Genomic DNA, 20019 nt, shown 5'->3' on the forward strand with positions numbered 1-20019 from the left:
CGGCGGCAAGGTCTCGTTCTTCCCAAGCAGTGCGGTTCCCGCTCATGGATTTGCGTCAGTTGCGCTATTTCGCCCAGATCGTCGAGAGCGGCAGCCTGTCGAAGGCGTCGCGCTGCCTGTTCGTTGCGCAGCCCGCACTGAGCCAGCAGATCGCAAAGCTCGAGGAGGAAGTGGGCAGGCCCTTGCTGCAGCGCTCCTCGCGCGGCGTGATCCCGACCGAGAACGGCCTTGCGCTCTACCATCACGCCCGGTTCATGCTGCGGCAGCTCGACCATGCGCTGTCGATTGCCCGCCAGGATTCGGCAGAGGTCAGCGGCATGGTATCGGTCGGCTTGCCCGCGACGACCGTGCTCGCGATCGGGCTGCCGCTCACCAAGTGCATCCGCGCCAAATATCCCGGCATCCTGCTCAACGTCGTCGAGGGAATGAGCGGCCACATCGCCCACATGATGCGGCTTGGCCAGCTCGACCTGGCCATCCTGTTCAACAACGACGTGTCATCCAAGCTCGACGCGATTCCGCTGCTCGACGAGGAATTGTTCGTGCTTCTCCCTGCCGACAGCCCGCTGGTGCCGCGCCACCGTTGCAGCATCACAGTTGCAGAAGTTGCAGAGCTGCCCCTGATCCTGCCGACGGGAACTCATGGCCTGCGCCGGCGTGTAGCTGCGGAGTTCGAGCGGCGCAACATCACGCCGAATGTGGTCGCCGAGATCGACTCGCTCTCGCTGGTGATGAGCTGCGTCGGTGAGGGCATCGGGGTCACCATCAAGCCGATGTCGGCGCTGCAGGCAGGAGGACGAAGCAGCGAGGACTGGCGCGCCCTGCCGATCTCGGACGCCCGGATCACGCGACGCAACTATGTCTATTCGATCAAGCCGGACCTGCTGGCGCCTGCAGCCCTCGCCGTCGCCAAGGAACTCCAGGATACTGCGCGAACGCTCGTCACATCCGGACAATGGCGCGGCGTCAGCTTGGTCGACGACTCCATGTCTTCCGCCATCCCGCCGGCGGCCTAGCGCACGCGCCGACCGTCTGACCGGCGGTCGCGACTGCATCACGCCCCGCCTCCGGCCCGGTCTCGTCTACTTCAGCGCCGCTTGCCCGGCCAGGGATACGACGTTGTCCTGGGCGCCCGACCCACCACTCACACCGACGGCACCGATGATCTTGCCATCCACGACCAGCAGATTGCCGCCTCGCGATGCGATCATGTCATCGAGCGTGGCGAGATAGGCGAAATACGCACCTTTGCCCAGCAACGTCTCGAACACCAGCGTGGGGCGTCGATAACGTGCCGACGTGCGCGCCTTGTGCTGAGACAGGCCGATCGACGCATATTGGCAATTGTCCTGCTTTTCGAAATAGACCAGATCGCCGCTCGGATTGACCACGGAGATGCAGAATGCGTTCCAATTGCGTTTCGTCGTCTCGGCAACGGCCGCAGCAGCCACCTTCTTGGCCATCTCCAGGCTGATCGGCTCGCCATAAGGAGGCGGAGTCAGTGCATCCGCGACCGCGTCGTTGGGATTGTCGGTGTTCGATGTCTGGGCGAGGCTGTTCGATAAGTGCAGAGCTGCGACGCATGCGATGACGCTCAAAATGGTCCGATAGTGCATGTCTTCCTCCCGACCCTGTTGCCTTCTCCGTGCTCTCGTCGGCCAGCCTGGGCGCCTTGTTTCGCTCGACGAGGCGTGTCGTTCTCAGCCTCCTCATTCCGACGGCCGTGCTTGGAGGTTGCCGAGATCTCCCGGCTGCCCTGCTTGCATCTCCAACGGAGTCATACGCTGCAGGTCAGCGCCGCTGGTCTCGGGCAAAGCCATCGCGGCGATGAAAGCAAGTCCATAGGCGGCGAGCGCGCAAAGGCCCATCGACAAGCCAAGAGGATGCGACGCAGCAAGCAGGCCCACGGTCGCAGGCACGACCGAGCCGAACCCACGCCCGCCACCGAGGCAGAAACCCTGCCCGCTCGCACGAATCTCGGTCGGAAACAATTCGGCAAAGGTCGGCAACATTCCTGATGCCAACCCACCCTGGAACGCGCCCAGAAAGAAGCTGAGCAGGATCGTCGTGTTGGCGCCGATCGGAGCTAGTAGATAGATGCTCGCGTTCACGGCCTGGCATAGCAGGAAGATCATGAATGCGGGACGCCGGCCCGTGCGATCCGAAAGCCAGCCATAGAGCAACGGTCCGACCAACGAACCCAGGATGTTCATGGCAAGATAGCCTGCACTGCTCCCCACGGTCAGGTTGAGGACGGTGCGCAGATAGGTCGGCAGCCACGTGATCATCACATAGGCACCGCCGAAAATGCCGGTGGCCATCGTGACCGCCGCCACGGTACGCCGCACATGGGCCCTGGTGAAGATCGTCCAGGCGGGCCGTCCGGCTGTCTTGTCCGCGCGGCCTTGACGATAAAGCCCGGACTCCGGCACAAGGCGGCGGATGAAGAACACGAGAAAGGCCGGCGCGATGCCGACCGCAAAGAACACGCGCCAGCCGAGCTCTTCAGGAAACAGCGATGAAATGACGGGGAGCAGCGCGACGGAAGCCGCATAACCCACCGCGTAGCTGCTCTGCACCGACGCGGCCACCCGGCCGCGCAGCGCGGGCCTGACGACCTCGCTGATCAGGACGCCACCCACGGCCGCCTCACCGCCGTAGCCGAGGCCCTGGAGAAAACGCACGATCAGCAAGTAGTTGAAGCCGGTCGCGAAAGCCGATGCGAGCGTGAACAGGGCAACCCAGAGGATCGTCAGTTGCAGGACCTTGATGCGGCCGATGCGATCGGCAAGGATCCCCCCGCCCCAGCCACCGATGGCTGCACCGACGAGGGCTGCGGTCGCGAGATAGCCGGCTTCAGGGCGCGTCAGTCCGATTGTTGCAATCAGCGCCGGGATGACCAGCGCGTAGATCGTCGAATCCAGCGAGTCGAGACCAAAGCCCGCGAAGCAAGCCCAATACGTCCGGCGTTCGACCTCGTCGAGTTCGGAATACCAGCCCAGTTTCATGATCGTTCACTTTCAGGCCAGGACTCGAACCAGATGCGCTTCTTCGTTGGCCGGGAGAACAACCGCGAGTGCAGTACAATCGGGTGGCCGCATGGACCATGCAGGCGCACTTTCCGAGCGTGCCTGCCGGTCGTGTCCATCATGATTGCCGACAGCTTCATCGCCCGCCGATTGGAGATAGACGGAATTCCAGCACAGCCAAAATACGATTTGGCGTTGGCGCTCATAAGCCAAAGATATGGCTTGGCCGGAGTTCACCACGGCATCACGGGGCGACCTTGGCGGTGACAAATCCACTTTGATCGAGCGCTCGGCGTACTGTGCCATTCGCCTTGGCATCTGCAAGAAATCCGGCCGCCCACTCCCGCGCCGTCACTTTGCCCTTCGGGACGACCACGACGACGCCCGTTGATTGGATGACCTCGTTCAAGACCCGGCTGCCCGGCAGTCGCCGCGACAGCTCCTCCAGTGCTTCCATGCCCATGGCGAGGGCGTCGAGCCGACTCTGACCGATCAAATCAGCGGCCGATTCGGGTTTGACGAATTTCGTCACGCTGGCACTTTTCATGCTCGCCTCGACCGTTCTGGACGTCGAGGTGCCTTCGATGCAGCCGACCCGGATTCCCGGACGGTCGATATCGGCGACGGCCGTGATGTCCGAGTTCGCGCGAATGAGATACCCGCTCATGTAGGCGACATAGGCAGGTCCTTGATCGACGAACTGCTCCCGCTTGCGATCCGCCGGCATGAAGGACAGATCCCACGCCCCTTTGCTGCCGGCGGCCGCGATTTCGTCCGAGCTCTGATATTCGACGAGCTCAAGCGGCACATTGAGCTTGCCCGCGGCCGCCTTGGCCAGTTCGACTGTCACGCCGACAGGCTTGCCTGTCGCCGGATCGCGCGTCGTCCAGAACGCGGAGGCGGCCGGCCCGACCGCAACAGCGACGCGCAGCACGCCGGTCGGAGCGATCTCGCGCGCATCCTGCGCAGCTGCTCCCGCCATCATGGCCGAGAGGCCCAAGCAAACACTTGCGATGGCAAAGCAAAGCGATGCGAGCAGACCGGTCGATTTCATGCGTGGTCTGGCGCGATCCGACATCGGTACCGCCGTGCTGATAAAATGCCGGTCTTTCATAGCGTCGGATTCCACGATGATGGGATCAGCCGATAGCCGGCGCCGTCTTTCTCGACGTGTCCGACCGACGGGAACGCGAAGTCGAATCCGATCACGGTCGCCTTCTCCGCCGCTGCATCCGCCTCTGCTTCATGTCTCGTCCCTCCCGCTTCGTCTTCTTTTTTCGTCATCCGCAGAATGCACCGGAGAGGACCGAGCCGGCGCGCTGCTCGCCTCGCCGCCAAGGGAACGGATCAGACGATGACGTTCCCTCGCCTCTCATCGCCATGACAGCCGATCACGCCGCGAATAGTGCGCGCAACTGGCCGATGTCGTCGATTTCTTCGAGCCGCCCGACCATGTCGATCAGCCTCTCCGTCTTTTCACTCCCCAGCACGGGCGCCATGAGATCCGTGGCTTTGGCGTTGACGGCCTCCGTGCCCAGCGGATTCTCCTTGGTGCCCAGCGGGTGTCTGGTGAAATGATCGACCTTGCGGCCATCGACCAGAGTCACCTCGACGATCGCACCGCGTGGCGCAGCCGGATCCATCAAGCCCTTGTCGCCTGCGAGCGTCACCTTCGCCCGTTGCTCCAGGATCGTCGGGTCGCGCATCAGCGCGACATCATGACTGTCTCCGAACGAGACCGCCCCCTTGACCAACGCAAGCGCGACGAGATGCTGACAGTTCACGTCGGGCATGGCGCTGTCGCCGACGATTCCCATCGCGTCGGTCGGAAGCTTGACGAGGATGCTGCGGACGTTGTCCGGAGTGAGCCCGTGCTGTCGGCGCAGCGTAAGTAGCGCATCCAGCGGCGACTGGATCGGATAGCCGACCGAAAAGGTCTTGATGGCCGTCTCCGTGACGTAGAAGCGGCTGCCGAGATCCCTGACCATCTCCTCCGGCTTCGGATCGCTCGACAGCGCGATGAACAAATTGTGGGTCCCATCGAGCACGTCATCGACGCCGGTGAGCCCGGCCATCACCATGTCGACGGCCATCACGCCGTTGCGCGCGCCCATGCCGGCGAAATCGAACGCCTTCTCGATATGGTCCTTGTCCTTCACCCAACTCCACAGCCCCGAGACCTGCTGTGCCGAGTAGGAGATGGCGTGACGCATGCCACGCTCGTCCAGTCGCGCCAGCGAGGCCGCCGCGCCGAGCGCACCGAATGTCGACGACGTGCCCTCGGCACTGCGATGCGAGCCACGCACCAGTTCCGGTCCGAGCGCCATCAGAAGGCGGCAGGTCAGGTCATAGCCGAGCACAACGGCGCGGATCACGTCGCGCCCATTGCGATGCTCCCGTTCAGCCATAGCGAGCGCGGCGGGGATGACCGCGCACCCCGGATGCGCCTTAGTGACCGGTTCGAAATCGTCGGTCTCGTCGGCGTGAGCGCACATGGCGTTTGCCATCGCCACATTGACGGCCGTCGTCCGGACGTCGGAGCCGACGACGGACGCCTGCAACTCACCGCCGAGGCTGCGCACGTATTTCAGCGCCATCTCGCCCGGATGCATGCGCGCGCCGGACACCATGGCGCCGAGCGTGTCGAGAAGGCGGTGCTTGCATGCGAGCATTACCTGCTCCGGCAGTTCCTGGTCACGCGCCGCGACCATGTAGCGCGCCAGGCGCTCGGTCACGCCCGGGCTTGCGGCCCAGGCCTGATGGATGGGCATGGCCGCGACGGCAGCGAACCCGCCCGCCGATTGCAGGAGACGGCGGCGCGACGGCATGGACCTCCTCGCCATGGTCACGCCGACGCCGACATCTTCGCGATATCGGCAGCATTCGACAGACCCTCGACATTCCAGCAGGCGTCCATGATCCGCCGGATCGACGCCGCAGGAACGATGCCGTCGGCAAGATCGGAAAACTTCGCCTCGAGCTGCTGGTCGGTCATCGGCACTTCAACGCTGCCGACGGCGTGCTCGATGCGGCGGCTGAGCTTCCGCCCATCCTTCAGCACGATCATCATCTCGACCTGCTCCGGCTTGATCTCGGGCGTGATGACCGGAATGACCTTGCTACGCAGCGACAGCACCGTCGGATCGGTTACCGCGCGATCGCTGAACTGCTTCTCTCCGCCCGCGCCTTCCACGATCGCCACGGCCACCGCGTGATAGATGCTGAACTTGCCCTCGAGCCCCTGCTGCGGCGTCTTTTTGCCGGTCAGCTCGAGCACGAGCGGGTTGACCTTGAGATCGACATGGTCGATCTGGTCGGCCGTCAGCCTGTTCTCGTTGCGCAGCTGAATCGCAGCGTCGATCGCCGGATGCAGAACGATGCCGCAGGCGAACGGCTTGTAGGTGTTGAGGGCGGCTTCGTAACGCTTGCCGAGATCGCCGACGATCTCGCCATAGTCCTGCTTCGTGCTGATCGTGTTGGCCCAGCCGCGCTTCGCCTCGATCATCCCGTCCGACGACGTGAAATTCTTCGACGCCAGAAGGGCGGCAAATATGCCGTTTGACGCCGCACGGCCGGGGTTGAAGCTCTTGTTCATGGACCCGAACGATTCGCGCAGGCCGACCGGCTGCGACGCGGCGAGGCCCAGCGCCCAGGTCATCTGCTGCTCGTTGAGCTTCAACAGCTTGCCGGCAGCCGCAGCCGCACCGAACACCCCGGCAGTCCCGGTGATGTGCCAGCCGACATCGTAGTGGTTCGGATAGACGGCGTTGCCGATCCTGCACTCGGTCTCGACACCGAGGACGAGCGCATTCAAGAACTCCTTTCCGGAGACCGGCTGCATTTCCGAGAGCGCAATGATCGCCGAAACCACCGGGCCGGCCGGATGGATGATCGTCTTCAGATGGGTGTCGTCGAAATCGAAGATGTGGCTGGACACGCCGTTGATGAAGGCGGCGTTCATGATGTCGAACCGCTCGCGCCGGCCGAACAGCGACGCCTGCTGCGGGCCGGAGAACGGCGCCAACGCCGCGACCGCGATATCGACCGTTTCGTGTCGCGACCCGCCGATCGCGACGCCGACCCAGTTCAGCAGCGTCCTCACGCCTTCCTTGCCGACCTTGACCGGCAGAACATCATATCCCGCCGAGACGATGTACCGCGCAAGCGTACGCGTGACCTCCTTGGGCGGCGCCGCGGCGGGCGCCGCCGGTGCCTGAGCCTGTGCAAATGCCGTAGTCGCGCCGACCGCGGACAAGGGAAGAGCGGCGGCGGCCTGAAGCAGGGTCCTGCGATCAGTGTGCATGTGACATCTCCCGGGCTTTGAACGAGGCCAATTGCGCGGCGAGCCGGACCGCGCTTTCGAGCGCGCCGGTGTCTGCGACGCCCTTGCCGACGATGTCGAACGCCGTGCCGTGCGAGGGCGTGGTGAAGACGGTCTCGAGGCCGGCCGTGACGGTCACTCCGCGATTGAAGCCGCGCAGCTTCGTCGCGATCTGCCCCTGGTCATGATACATCGCGACGACGCTGTCGAACTCGCCGGCAAACGCGCGAATGTAAACCGTATCCGCCGGATACGGACCGCTGCAGACAATGCCCTGTTTCGCAATCGCCTCGACCGTCGGCTTGATCATCTCGATCTCGTCGCGACCGAACAAGCCGCCCTCGCCGGCATGCGGATTCAGTGCGGCCACGGCGATCCGCGGCGCGGCGACTCCGGATCTCCGCATCATCCTGTCGACGAGGACCACCGCATCGGTGATCCGCGGCGGGCTGATGTCGTTCAGCGCCTCGCGCAGGGACTGGTGCCCGGTGACGCGCGACATCCATTGTCCATCCAACACGTTCATTTCAGAAAAATACGTACGGTGCCCGAGCAGGTCCGCGAACATCTTGTGCTCGTCCGGGTACCTCCAGCCGCCGTCGAACATCGCCCGCTTGTTCAAGGGCGCGAAGGTGATGGCATCGATCGCGCCGTCCTTGGCGAGATCGATCGCCCGCGACAGCGTCTCTCCGGTGAGCCGCCCGGACTCGGCGCTGGCCTTTCCGATCGGGTGCCTCGACGGGTCGGTGTTGCCGAGATCGATCAGCTGGATCTTGCCGGAAACCCAGGAAGCCTCGCTGGGGGAGCCGATCCGCTCGATATCGAGGCTCACGCCGGCATGCGCCATTCCCATCTCCAGCACGCGGGCATCGCCCACCACGACGAGGCGCGCCGCATCGGCCAGCCGGTGATCGGAGAGGATTCGCGCCGTCTGCTCAGGACCGATACCGGTGCAATCACCGGGCACCAGCGCCACGATCGGCAAGTCTTCACTGAGAACCATGGATCCTACTTCGCTGCTTTCATCTGGACGACCCGCCCCCAATCGTCGCGGTCGAATTCACCATCCCATTTCGCCACCACGATCGCGGCCACTGCGTTGCCGATGGTGTTGGTGATCGCGCGCGCCAGCGACATGAAGCGGTCGATTCCGAGCAATAGCGCGAGGCCTTCGACAGGCAGCCCGGCCGCAACGACGGTCGCCGCCAGCGCGGCGAACGCCCCGCCCGTGACACCGGCTGCGCCCTTGCTGGTGAACAGCATCACGACAAACAGGCTCAACTGCTGCGCCGTGCTCAGCTCGATGCCGTAGACCTGCGCCACGAAGATCGTGCTCAGCGGCAATGTCAGCGCCACGCCGTCGAGATTGAAGGAATAGCCGGACGGAATGACGAGACCGGTCACGGCGCGTCCCACCCCCGCCCTTGGCAGCTTCTCCATCATTCCGGGAATCGCCGTCTCCGACGACGACGTTCCGAGCACGACGAGAAGCTCGGGGCGCAACAGCCGGAGCAGGTCCATCAGCCGGATGCCGACCAGACGGCAGATCATTCCCAGGACGACGAAGATGAAGAACGCCATCATCGCCCAGGCCGTCCCGACCAGGAGCGCGAGGGCGTACAATGTGGCGGCGCCGAATTTGCCGACCGTGAAAGCCATGGCGCCGAAGGCCCCGATCGGCGCCAGCATGACGACGACATGGACCACGCTGAACACGAGCTCGGTCAACCGCTCCATGCCCAAGCGCAACGGCAGCGCCTTTTCGCCGAGCATCAGGAGGCCAATGCCGCACAGCAGCGCGAGCACGAGAACCTGAAGCACGTCGCCGCTGGCAAAGGCGCCGAAGAAGCTTTCGGGGATCATGTGCTGGATATAGGCCGACAACGAGCCGACATGGGTCTGCGCATAGCGGGCCACGGCTTCGGCCTGTTGCGGGGTGGCGTGCGCCACACCCGCGCCGGGCTGGACCCATCGCACCACGATGAAGCTGAACAGCAGGCAGAGCGTCGTGACGATTTCGAAATACAGGAAGGCCTTGAGTCCGATGCGCCCGACCGCCTTCATGTCGCCGACCTGCGCGATGCCGGTCACCACGACCAGGAACACCAGCGGCGCAATCGTGACCTTGATGAGCGAGATGAAGCCGTCGGCGAGCGGCTTGAATTCGAGCGCTGCAGCCGGAAACAGCGCGCCGACGAGTGCGCCCAGCACGGCGCCCGCCACGATCAGGACATAAGGCTCCCGCCAAAGCGAGCCGGCACGGGGCGCAGCAGCCTGCGTCGGGAGCGCTTCGGACAAAGGAGTCGTTGTGATCGTCAATTCCGTGTCCTCCCGCCTCGTGCTCTTCGGCGCTGCAAACAGCGTCTCCGCGGCCCTTCTTTTGGCCTGACATTGGACCAGCCGGTGCCGCGGTGCTAATGCCGTATTGGAATAATTCAATAACAAGCTGGCATCATGGACCTGAGCTGGATCGAGGATTTCCTCGCTATTGCGGAGGACGGCGGCTTCTCCCGCGCAGCGCTGCGCCGGCACGTGACGCAGCCGGCCTTGAGCCGGCGGATCAAGTCGCTGGAAGCGTGGCTTGGAGCGCCTCTGTTCGAGCGCAGCACCCATGTCGTGAAGCTGACGCCGGCGGGGGAGAGTTTTCGCCCGGTGGCGGAGGACGTCATTCGCAGGCTGTCAAACGGCCGCGAGGAGGCCCTGGAAGCGGCGCGCCTCAAGGCCGAGACCGTTCAATTCGTCGCCACCCACGCACTGTCGCAGACGTTCTTTCCGGACTGGATCCGCCGGGTCGACCGCGCGCGATCCGGATCCGCCGTTCAGCTCGTGGCGTCGAACTTCGCCGGGTGTGAGAAGCTCCTGCTCGAGGCCCATGCCCATTTCATGCTGGCGCATTACCATCCATCGCTCGCCAGCCGTCTGAATAACGATCGCTTTCAGCGCATCGATCTCGCCGACGACGTCCTGGTCCCGATCAGCGCGACCGGTTACAAGGCCGTCACGCGCAGCGGTCGCCGGCGGCAATCGATGCCGCGGTTTGCGCTGCCTGGCTCTGCGGACAAGCCGCTGCCCTATCTCGCCTATCATCCGGGTTCCGGCGTGGGCCGCATCGTGACCGCCTTCCTCGCGACGAAGCAGCCGAGCGCCATGCTGCTCCCCAGCTTCTCAGCACCGGTGATGCTGCTCATCAACATGGCCCGAGAAGGCCGCGGGATCACCTGGGCTCCACGCAGCCTGGTCGAGCTCGATCTCCAGAGCGGCCGATTGGTGAGAGCCGGCCCGAAGGACTGGGACATCAAGATCAGCATATGCCTCATCCGCGCGCGGGCGCGGATGATCCATGCCGCTGAGAGTCTTTGGAGCACGGCAAGGAAGTTGGCAGCGACTTAGCCAATTGGCGAAGATGGCTGCATAGCCAGCGTTGCTGGTCAGCCCAGGCAGGGCTTCGGCGTCGCGCTCCATCTCCGCATGTCCAGCGCCTCTTCGACCCGCTACCAGCGGCAGGTTCCGGTATGCGAATTCGTAGCCCGATACCCTGATCGGGTTCTTTCTCAGTTCAAACCTTCGCAAACCCTCGCAATTGGAGCGAATCCGACACCGGCGTCTGGAACTGATCTATTGTTTGGTTCAAGATTCGGGAGAACAGTTGGACCAGAGAACCGATGGCACGACGCCGAACCATCATCGCAATTCCCTCGCTGGGCTCGCTCGACCGGACTGCCGGCCGCGTTGGATACCAACTGACTCAAGCGCTTCGCGAGGCGATATCGAAGGGGATCTTGAAGCCTGGCGAGCGACTGCCATCCACTCGCGCCCTTGCCAATTCATTGCAGCTCGCGAGAGGAACCGTCATCGAGGCGTTTCATCAGCTCCATGCAGAAGGCTACCTCGAGGCCCGGGCCCGAGGCGGCACGATCGTCGCGAACGTCAATGCCGACACCGATTTGATGACCCGCGCTCCGGCGTTGATCGAACGCGCAGACCCCAGTCCTCTGTTGCCGGAGAAAGTCGCCCGTCTTGCTGAGGTCGCGCGGACTCTCCGGCCTCAAGACCCGGCGCCGTTTGCGATCGCTCATCCCGCGGGTGCAGTTGCCCCCGGCGACCAATGGCGACGGCTTGGCAATCGTGTCCGGGCTCTGCGGGCAGCCGCCCCGTCGGGCTACATTGATCCGAAAGGATTACCCGATTTGCGGATCGCAATTGCCGAATATGTACGGAAGGCTCGGGGCGTGAAATGCGAGCCCGATCAGGTCATCGTTACGGCGGGCACGCAACAGGGGCTTTTCATATCGGCGACCGTCCTTCTCTCTGACGGCGATGCCGTGTGGGCCGAAGACCCGGCCTACCCCGGCATCATCGCCGTGCTCGAAAACTTCAATGTCCGGACTTTCCGGATTCCCGTGGATGATCAGGGCATCGACGTCCAAGACGGTCTCGTCCAGTGCCCGAACGCCCGGGTCGCTTTCGTCACACCTTCGCATCAGTATCCGTTGGGCATGCCCATGAGCATGGCGAGACGCACCGCGTTGCTGTCGTGGGCGCGGCAGAACAATGCCTGGATCGTCGAAGACGACTACGACAGCGAACTTCGCTACGCCGGACATCCATTTCCATCGTTGCAGGGACTCGATCCCGCGCGCGTCGTTTACCTTGGGACGATGAGTAAGGTCCTGTTCTCCTCGATGAGGATCGGATATGCGATCGTTCCCCCTCCCCTGGTCGACGCGTTCGCTGGTGCGCGCGCCCTCATCGATCGCCATTCGCCGGCGGTCGACCAGCACGTCCTCGCGAAGTACATGCGCGAAGGCCATTTCGAAGCCCACATCCGGCGCATTCGCGGCGCTTACGCAGAACGACGCGCCGCCCTGATCTCCGCCCTTGTCAAGGACCTACCGTCCTGGGCAACGCTGCAGCCGAGCGACCAGGGCATGCACCTGTTACTCTGGCTTCCGCCCGGCCTCGACGATGTCACGATTGCGGAGCAGGCGCACAAAGCGGGGCTGGTGGTGCGACCGATCTCGCCCATGTACCATGCCACCCCGCCTCGTGGCGGACTCATGCTCGGGTTCGGCGGCTTTTCGATTGCGGAGCTACAGTCCGCCGTCGTCCGCCTCAGAGGTGTCCTCGATGCATGCGTCGCAGCCACGGGGACGGCTCGCCCATCCAAGCCCGCGCCGCTGAAGGCGGTCAGATCGTGAGACAGTCGCTCATGCTCACACCGGCGCGCCGGACGTCTCCTCGCCCCGCATGGGGACGCTGACAAATACTGACAAATACGAAGCCTGGATCGCTCGCGCGCTGCTCTTATCGCCTGATTGCCGCGTCTCTACTCCTGGCTTGCCTTGACGGCTGCGGCCGCCAGCATGGCGTCTCCGATGAGATGCTCGCCTCGTTCTTTCAAGGCCTCGCCTGCGGAGCGGATGTCCCGCACCTCCTTGTTCTGGCTCAGCTTGGATTTTCCGACCAGGTTCGTGATTGCGATCTCCAGCCCGACGATCGCCTTGAGCATCGTGTCGATATAGTCCTTCGGACCGTCAGTCATCTTCCAAGGGACCGGTTGAGACGCCTCATGCTTCCGTGTCAAACGGGCGACATTGCCACGCACGTAGCGTTCGTCGTCGTGAATGGTCACGCGCCCGTACGCATGCGCGACGAGATAGTTCCAGCTCGGCACCTGCTTGTGGAAATCCTGCTTGCTCGGGTACCATTGAGGGGAGATATAGGCGTCAGACGCGCGGAACACCACGAGCACCTCAGCGCCAGTGTCCAGATCCCGCCACACCGGGTTCGCGCGCGCCACGTGGCAGTGCAACGTTCCCCACTGCCCCTGCGCTCTGTTCAGCTCGAACGGAATATGATTGGCGTCCAAGCCGCTCTTGCCGTGCGTGATCAAAATGCCAAGCGGATTCTTTTCGATCAGATCGCAGAGCATCTCAGAACGGGCTTCGTCGAAGTGCGAGGGAACGTACATTGCAACTCCTTCGGCAGGAAGAGAACGCCACGTCACCGTTGACGGTCACGCAGCCATTGTCAGGATTTGTTCAGACCTCGACCATCGCGAAGTCGCTCTTGCCTGCACCACAGTCGGGGCAGATCCAGTCTTCGGACACGTCCTGCCAACGCGTGCCGGGTGGAATGCCGTCGTCGGGCCATCCGTCGCGTTCATTGTAGACGAGTCCGCAGAGCACGCATGTCCAACTCTTGTAGACGGGCGCCTCAGCGGTCGTTTCGGAGTTCGGGTGAGCGCTGTCCTTGCTCATGATGGCTTGCCCTTGTGTCAGGAGGCGGTTCACGAGCGATTTAGGTCAGGCCTGCCCCATTCAACAGTGCCAGTTTTTGGCATTATCACTGGACCAGAATTGTCCTTGATGGGACGGCTTGCCAGCTCCGTGCGGGCCGGGCGGTCCAACACGGCAGCTACCGGCCTCCACGAGCGGCGGGTAAAGTCCTCCAGGCTGCGGTGCCACGCGATCAGGAACTGATCACAGCCCTCTAGATTGTACCCGCCCGGGCGGCAGACTCGATGCTTTGCCTGAAGATGAGCTGCTCGTCGCCATTGTCGATTTGCCGAGCGGGAGCTTTCCTGCATGATCCCCTCGCCGGACCGCTCTCGGTGGAGTGTGAGCTGCCACCGAAGTTTCATCCAGCAGAGTTTAGAGTCCGGGTGGGTTGTACGCCGAGTGGCGCGGGTGGAGCAACGGGCGATTGGCGGAGCTGGTCGGGGTTGCGCAGCCGATCGCCCGTTGCGGTGAGGTTGGCGGCAAAGGCCGCAGGGGTCTGGTATCTCAGCGAGGAATGCGGCCGCGCGTTGTTGTAGTCGGCAACCCAGGCGGCGAGCCTGCGCCTGGTATCATCGAGACCGAAGAACAGCGTTTCATTCAAGAACTCGTCGCGCATCCGGCCGTTGAAGCTCTCGACGAAGGCGTTCTGGATCGGCTTGCCCGGTGCGATGAAGTGCCAGTCGATCGCGTTGTCCCTGCACTGAGCTGCCACCGAAGTTTCATCCAGCAGCGTTTAGAGTCCGGGTGGGTTGTACGCCGAGTGGCGCGGGTGGAGCAACGGGCGATTGGCGGAGCTGGTCGGGGTTGCGCAGCCGATCGCCCGTTGCGGTGAGGTTGGCGGCAAAGGCCGCAGGGGTCTGGTATCTCAGCGAGGAATGCGGCCGCGCGTTGTTGTAGTCGGCAACCCAGGCGGCGAGCCTGCGCCTGGTATCATCGAGACCGAAGAACAGCGTTTCATTCAAGAACTCGTCGCGCATCCGGCCGTTGAAGCTCTCGACGAAGGCGTTCTGGATCGGCTTGCCCGGTGCGATGAAGTGCCAGTCGATCGCGTTGTCCCTGCACCAGGCCAGCATCGCGTTGCTGGTAAACTCGGTGCCGTTGTCCGAGACGATCGAGCCCGGCTTGCCGCGCCGGGCGATGATCGAGGTCAGCTCCCGCGCCACCCGCCGCCCCGAGAGCGAAGTGTCGGCAATCGCGCCCAGGCACTCCTTGGTGACGTCGTCAACGATGTTGAGGATGCGGAAGCGCCGCCCGCCTACGAACTGATCGGACACGAAGTCCAGCGACCAGCGCGCATTCGGCCTCGCATCGACCAGGATTGGCACGCGGACGCCGCAGGCCTTGCGGCGGCTGCGGCGCTTGCGCACCGTGAGCCCTTCCTCCCGGTAAAGTCGATGGACGCGGTTGATCCCGGACGGCTCGCCCTCCCGCCGCAACAGAATGAACAGCCGTCGATAGCCGAAGCGCCGCCGCTCGCTGGCGAGCTCGCGCAAGCGGCCCCGAAGCGCGGTGTCGGGGGGCCGGCGGGACCGGTAGCGGACCATCGTCCGGTCCGCTCCGACGATCGAACAGGCCCGCCGTTCCGACAGGCCCAGCTTGGCCTGCAGGTGCGCCGCCGCGGCGCGCTTGGCGGCAGGCCTTACCATTTTTTTGAGAGCAGCTCCCGCAGCGCGGCCGCATCGAGCATCTGCTCGGCCAGCAGCTTCTTCAGCTTGGCATTCTCGTCCTCGAGCGCCTTCAGCCGCTTGGCTTCGGAGACGTCCATGCCGCCGAATTTAGCCTTCCAATTGTAGAACGTCGCTTCCGAAATCCCGTGCTTCCGAGCCAGATCGGCCGTCTTCGCACCGGCCTCGTGCTCCTTCAAAACCGCGATGATCTGCTCTTCCGTGAACCGCTTTCGCTTCATCTGTCCGTCCTTCGTCAGGCCGGACTCTAAATCGTTCTGGAGGAAATTCTTAGGGGCAGGTCACGGCCGGTCCAACACGGCAGCTACCGGCCTCCACGAGCGGCGGGTAAAGTCCTCCAGGCTGCGGTGCCACGCGATCAGGAACTGATCACAGCCCTCTAGATTGTACCCGCCCGGGCGGCAGACTCGATGCTTTGCCTGAAGATGAGCTGCTCGTCGCCATTGTCGATTTGCCGAGCGGGAGCTTTCCTGCATGATCCCCTCGCCGGACCGCTCTCGGTGGCGTGCTCAAACGTCGCCCTGACGGCCGGGCCGACCTCAACTGATCGATAATCCCGCAATGCCCGCGAATGCAGACAAGATCGGTGGCGCGGGCGTGTCCTGGCGACGCTGCCGCGCAGTGCTTTTGACGCCACTGGATAGACGGCAGATCACCCTGCGACTGTCCACCTGATCAGGACATGGCACGGGTGCGTTGTATACGTTTCAAACAGCGGGTATGGCTGAGCCGTCTCGCGGCGGTCTACGCCCGAGTTCTGTCCTGAGTGAACCTCTTCGTCCGAAGAAGAGGCGCAGGGAAGACCGGGTATCGGCTGATACCCGCGGTCCGCGTGCAGCAAAAAGCACGCGGCAGAACCACAGGTTCAGCCCAATATCCGGCCTTCCCTGCGCGACGGTTTGACGACTTATAGGCGCTCTCCCCGGGGATCGGCTGTCTTGCCCCCGTCGCCGGCGGATCATCATCACCGCCGGCTTGGCATCAGCACCGCGATGCCAGGACCACACCACTTCGCCGTCGCATCGCTCCGTTCGTCGGCGCGGGCTGTGACACCCGGCTGCAGAGCAACGCGCCCGTCGCATCTCCGGCTCGACGCTCGTGACGATCGCGAAACGTCCCTCTTCAGCGAGCCGGGATGCGCGGAAATGTGGATGTGATTTGCCCGACGTGACAAGGGAGAAGTGCGCGACAAACTGGCACGACGGGCAGTTGATGCATGCGGGGCATGCAGGGATTGCCCGTCGGGCGGTTTGAGCAGGCTGTCTCAAATACCATGGAGGATGCGGCGACAGCGAACCAAACTTTTGCTCCGGCGTTAACTGCTACAGCTTCAAACCATCCGCCGGACAACGCAGGTGACGCCATGACGGTCCGCAAATTTGCTCCGACCGACGCAACATTCGAACGCTCGCCCGGACAGGATGGCGACGTGTTCGCAGGCAATGTCGTCGACCAACGCCAGGGTGCGCCGATCACGATCGGCTACGGGCGTTACGCGCCCAATCAACGTCTTGTCGAGAGGCTCGCGGTGGACGACGTCATGATCGTGATCGAGGGACGACTATCGGTCTCGACCGCAGGTGGCACCGAAACCGCCGGGCCGGGCGAGATCATCCATATGCCGAAAGGCGAGCATGTCACGATCCAATCGCACGACGAGGGAGCGCTGACTGCCTACGTCACCTATCCGCATTGGCAGGAGGCACAGGCCTGAGCGCTCCGCGCCGACCGCGCCTACCCTCGCTCCAAATCCGCCGTTCAGCAAGGTTTCGTGCACTGTCACCGTAACCCCCTCTTGCTGACCCAGGTCATCCTGGGAATGCCTCTCACTGAGATTATCGTGTCTCACTTGAGGGGCGCAGTCCAGCACTGTCAACGTTACCCCGTAATTCCGGGCGATCCTTCAAGCTTCAAACGCGTCCTGATCGAATTTACCTTCGGCTCAAGAATGGCGCGATTATTCTCCACATAAATTGAATTCAGCCCCCTACGAACGATTATCTCTGATATGAATCCGAGCCTCTCTCCTAACTTCGCAAAGTAAAGATGAGCATCCGTAGTGTCAATTTTGACAGATTTGATCGCCGCCACGATTGCGTCTTGCTTAACTGTCGGACATTGACATCGCTGCTGTATAAATGCCGACATCGCATCGGCATTGTCGCAAATGAAGCCGAATACTATCGACTCCGGCATTCCGTCAGGCAAAACGACGATATCGTCGTTCGCCTCGGTGAGAGGCGGGTTATCACCGTCGATGACCGCGACTGCCGGCGCGGTGATCGTGGGATTTGCGTTATGGTGCTTTAATACTTCGACAACATAGGGATATCCACCAGCTTTATGTACTTGCACTTGGTCGAAGACATCGAGAGCATACTGCCGCAACATTTCCTCTACTAAGTCTTTAGCGAAGTCGTCCTCGACGAAGATTGCAGCCCCCTTTGAAACTGTACCGGTCAGCGCACGAAGGCTCTCAATAGTAAGCTTTCCTTGATACGCCACCCCATCGATACACGCCCAAATTGCCTTCGGCGGCAACACTGCAAGGGCGTATTCGGAGTGCGTAGTAAAAATGATCTGAGCTTTTTTTCTCTTCGCAACATCAAACAAGTACTCAACCATCTTACGTGTCGCCAATGGATGAAGTCCGTTCTCTATCTCCTCGATCAGAATGAGCGAATTATCGTCTGCACCTTCGATACGTGAGACCATCTCGATAATTGACGCCTCACCCGCACCAAAATGAAACTGCGAGTAGTCATTTTCTTGATGCATGCCAACGAGGATACTTTTGGACGAATCTGATTTGAGGGATACTCGCCCGTAGTTTTTGGCGTCCTTCCCGAGGATACGACTAACATAACCGATTACGGCTGCGTCGATTGGCGACTTAACAACCTCAGTATTTTGCGTGATACCGACAAACTGCCTAAATCTTGTTTGTTCATTAGCAGGAACCGTGCGCTGGATCGGTATAACAACGACGTCCCGCTCAAGAACATTCTCGCGACGCCACTTTGCGGATACAAACCGGGCATTCCTCGGGATAGTACCGGCCTTGTTTATCTTCCTGTCCAAAATATCATAATCAATGCGCCAGTTAGCCATACTGGTGTCACCGATGTTCGACTTCGGAAAGAAATCACCGGGCTTAACGTCCTTATATGCAAGCGCGGCGGCCCCCAGAATAGTAGACTTTCCGCCACCATTTGTACCAATGATCGCAGTCACCGGAAAATCGAAATTGATAGTTTGATTTATAAAGCTTCGAACATTCGAGAGTCGAAGACTCGGCAAGTACTTTTCGTAAGAAAGCTTCTTTACTTTTTCTTCGAGCCCCTCAATATCACTTTGACGTACGTCCATAACGCTTCCTTCTTAGGACTATCATGCTAAAGCCATGCAGCAAGAACGGTCAAAAACAGCACTCTAGATCAGACGACACCACACGAACTTGCGCGATACCTCCGCAGCGCGATGCATTGGCGAAGGCTGCCCCGGATATCACAGCCGTCTGAGAGGCACTCCCTCAACATAACCCTGTGGCTCAATCAAGAACCATGAGGCAAGCTCTCTCGCCCAAATGCCTTCCGACTCCTCAAATAGAGCGAGAGCTTCAATAGGCTGGCCCTTGTCGGTCAGGACAAGGCGATATCGATAGGAGCCAAGCGGTTCACCCGCCTGCATCGAACCTGCCATCGCAGGCTGATACTCCCAAACGTTTTGAGTCTGGATATCAACATCAGTCTTTCGTAGACGGAAATGTTTTGAGCCGTTGGCGATCTGCCAACAAATGTGCAGCGCGCGATGACGTGTGCGAAGCGCGCCCTGAAAATCTTCGAGAGTCCTTAAGCGTGCGCCAAGGCGTTCCGCGACGACTTGCTTCGTTTGGCTATCAATCGCTTCCCAGGTCCAATCAGAGAGGTGCCAGCAAGTAACCGCACAATTGAAGGCATGGTACGCTGGCGCATGCGTCCAAGCGATAGGCTGCTCCACCTCAAACGAACGTCGGAGCTGTCCAATTTCCCATGCGAGCTTGATCAACAAGTGCTGGGGTGTGGCTAGCGCGAAAACGTTCGACGGCGCCTGAGAATCCTTATCGGGATTGTCTGCGAACATATGCCCCCTATTCGCCGCCTTGCGTGCAACTGCTATAACTCGAGCGCGATGCGGAGCTTAAGCCGTCAACCCAGAAAGACGGAGTATAGTTCGCGGAATATCGCGAATAATAACTCTATTCGGGCCGCGCTGATAGGTCCAAGTCTGCCCTACGAGATGATCACCCTGACCAGCGTCGTACACGACATCGATATTCAGGTTGTGCTGCGTCTTGAGATGGGACGAAATTTCCGGATAGGTTCCAGCGATCAAGGTAGGGCTTGCGAGATCGATCACGTGAGCCGCGCCCTCCTCAACAGCCTCCCATGCGATGAAGCCGCCGCGGGTCACTTCTCGAATGTCAAAAACAAAATCTGCCATTTCCACCTCAATAGTCTCGAAACCCTTAATTAAAGAGACTCCCCTCGACTTCCCGTTCTAGTAGCATATGAGCGCTGACGGCACCAGCCGTTGTCAGCAAGCTGCGCCGGCGGAGGCTAATGGTTGACGGAACTGCGCATTCGTCTCGGCCAGCGTACTCTTCAAATAAGCCGTTCACAGATCTTAGATCGGCGATGACCTGCCCCTAAGAATTTCCTCCA

17 protein-coding genes and 1 pseudogene are annotated in these 20019 nt (G+C 61.9%); 4 read left to right on the forward strand and 14 right to left on the reverse strand.

Annotated features, from left to right (window positions below; translation table 11 throughout):
- Positions 1 to 44: 44 nt before the first annotated feature.
- The gene (locus tag QX094_RS29180) at positions 45 to 1016 is read left to right on the forward strand and encodes a LysR substrate-binding domain-containing protein (protein ID WP_315718515.1); all 972 of its coding nucleotides are present in this window, start codon (positions 45 to 47) and stop codon (positions 1014 to 1016) included.
- A gap of 66 nt (positions 1017 to 1082) precedes the next feature.
- Here the strand turns inward: QX094_RS29180 and QX094_RS29185 are convergent, their stop codons facing one another.
- The 7 genes from QX094_RS29185 to QX094_RS29220 all read right to left on the reverse strand — a co-directional run bounded on the left by QX094_RS29185 (position 1083) and on the right by QX094_RS29220 (position 9669).
- Positions 1083 to 1616 (reverse strand): GlcG/HbpS family heme-binding protein, encoded by a 534-nt coding sequence (locus QX094_RS29185; RefSeq protein WP_315718516.1) that lies wholly within the window; start codon positions 1614 to 1616, stop codon positions 1083 to 1085.
- 93 nt (positions 1617 to 1709) lie between these two features.
- Complete coding sequence (locus tag QX094_RS29190; RefSeq protein ID WP_315718517.1) at positions 1710 to 3008, reverse strand: MFS transporter; 1299 nt, start codon at positions 3006 to 3008, stop codon at positions 1710 to 1712.
- Positions 3009 to 3273: 265 nt separating this feature from the next.
- Positions 3274 to 4143, reverse strand: coding sequence for a transporter substrate-binding domain-containing protein (locus QX094_RS29195; protein ID WP_315718518.1), 870 nt, complete (start codon positions 4141 to 4143; stop codon positions 3274 to 3276).
- A gap of 277 nt (positions 4144 to 4420) precedes the next feature.
- Positions 4421 to 5857 (reverse strand): MmgE/PrpD family protein, encoded by a 1437-nt coding sequence (locus QX094_RS29205; RefSeq protein ID WP_315718519.1) that lies wholly within the window; start codon positions 5855 to 5857, stop codon positions 4421 to 4423.
- 17 nt (positions 5858 to 5874) lie between these two features.
- Positions 5875 to 7332 (reverse strand): MmgE/PrpD family protein, encoded by a 1458-nt coding sequence (locus QX094_RS29210; protein ID WP_315718520.1) that lies wholly within the window; start codon positions 7330 to 7332, stop codon positions 5875 to 5877.
- Complete coding sequence (locus tag QX094_RS29215; RefSeq protein ID WP_315718521.1) at positions 7322 to 8353, reverse strand: PdxA family protein; 1032 nt, start codon at positions 8351 to 8353, stop codon at positions 7322 to 7324. Before QX094_RS29215 ends, QX094_RS29210 begins: the two co-directional genes overlap by 11 nt.
- A gap of 5 nt (positions 8354 to 8358) precedes the next feature.
- Positions 8359 to 9669, reverse strand: a complete 1311-nt coding sequence (locus tag QX094_RS29220) for a cation:dicarboxylate symporter family transporter (RefSeq protein WP_316173916.1) — start codon at positions 9667 to 9669, stop codon at positions 8359 to 8361.
- Between the two features lie 135 nt (positions 9670 to 9804).
- Between QX094_RS29220 and QX094_RS29225 the strand changes: the two genes are divergently transcribed.
- Together QX094_RS29225 and QX094_RS29230 are read left to right on the forward strand one after the other, a co-directional pair.
- A complete protein-coding gene (locus tag QX094_RS29225) occupies positions 9805 to 10740 on the forward strand; it encodes a LysR family transcriptional regulator (RefSeq protein ID WP_315749806.1) in 936 nt (311 codons plus the stop codon).
- A gap of 272 nt (positions 10741 to 11012) precedes the next feature.
- Positions 11013 to 12548 (forward strand): PLP-dependent aminotransferase family protein, encoded by a 1536-nt coding sequence (locus QX094_RS29230; RefSeq protein ID WP_316184774.1) that lies wholly within the window; start codon positions 11013 to 11015, stop codon positions 12546 to 12548.
- Positions 12549 to 12676: 128 nt separating this feature from the next.
- Here the strand turns inward: QX094_RS29230 and QX094_RS29235 are convergent, their stop codons facing one another.
- The 4 genes and pseudogenes from QX094_RS29235 to QX094_RS29250 form a co-directional block, all read right to left on the reverse strand.
- A complete protein-coding gene (locus QX094_RS29235) occupies positions 12677 to 13321 on the reverse strand; it encodes an FMN-binding negative transcriptional regulator (RefSeq protein WP_316173919.1) in 645 nt (214 codons plus the stop codon).
- Between the two features lie 70 nt (positions 13322 to 13391).
- Positions 13392 to 13538 carry a rubredoxin gene (locus tag QX094_RS29240; RefSeq protein ID WP_409999264.1) on the reverse strand — a complete coding sequence of 49 codons (147 nt, stop codon included), beginning with the start codon at positions 13536 to 13538 and terminating at the stop codon, positions 13392 to 13394.
- A 451-nt stretch (positions 13539 to 13989) separates the two neighbouring features.
- Positions 13990 to 14325: pseudogene (locus tag QX094_RS29245) on the reverse strand (integrase core domain-containing protein); the annotation flags it as partial.
- Between the two features lie 25 nt (positions 14326 to 14350).
- Positions 14351 to 15537 (reverse strand): IS3 family transposase gene (locus tag QX094_RS29250; protein WP_316187580.1). Its coding sequence is split into 2 segments (ribosomal slippage): positions 14351 to 15276 and positions 15276 to 15537, totalling 1188 coding nucleotides; the frame shifts between segments, so codons are not numbered across the junction.
- 1142 nt (positions 15538 to 16679) lie between these two features.
- On the opposite strand from QX094_RS29250, the gene QX094_RS29255 reads away from it, so the two are divergent.
- Entirely contained in the window at positions 16680 to 17030 is a 351-nt protein-coding gene (locus tag QX094_RS29255) for an AraC family ligand binding domain-containing protein (RefSeq protein ID WP_316185960.1), read from the forward strand.
- Positions 17031 to 17194: 164 nt separating this feature from the next.
- On the opposite strand, the gene QX094_RS29260 is transcribed toward QX094_RS29255, so the two are convergent.
- The 3 genes from QX094_RS29260 to QX094_RS29270 form a co-directional block, all read right to left on the reverse strand.
- Complete coding sequence (locus tag QX094_RS29260) at positions 17195 to 18685, reverse strand: ATP-dependent nuclease (protein ID WP_316188406.1); 1491 nt, start codon at positions 18683 to 18685, stop codon at positions 17195 to 17197.
- Between the two features lie 138 nt (positions 18686 to 18823).
- Positions 18824 to 19438, reverse strand: a complete 615-nt coding sequence (locus tag QX094_RS29265; RefSeq protein ID WP_316185955.1) for a hypothetical protein — start codon at positions 19436 to 19438, stop codon at positions 18824 to 18826.
- A 57-nt stretch (positions 19439 to 19495) separates the two neighbouring features.
- Positions 19496 to 19798 carry a hypothetical protein gene (locus QX094_RS29270; protein ID WP_316185954.1) on the reverse strand — a complete coding sequence of 101 codons (303 nt, stop codon included), beginning with the start codon at positions 19796 to 19798 and terminating at the stop codon, positions 19496 to 19498.
- Positions 19799 to 20019 lie beyond the last annotated feature (221 nt).

Source organism: Bradyrhizobium sp. SZCCHNS1050 (assembly GCF_032484785.1).
GTDB lineage: Bacteria > Pseudomonadota > Alphaproteobacteria > Rhizobiales > Xanthobacteraceae > Bradyrhizobium.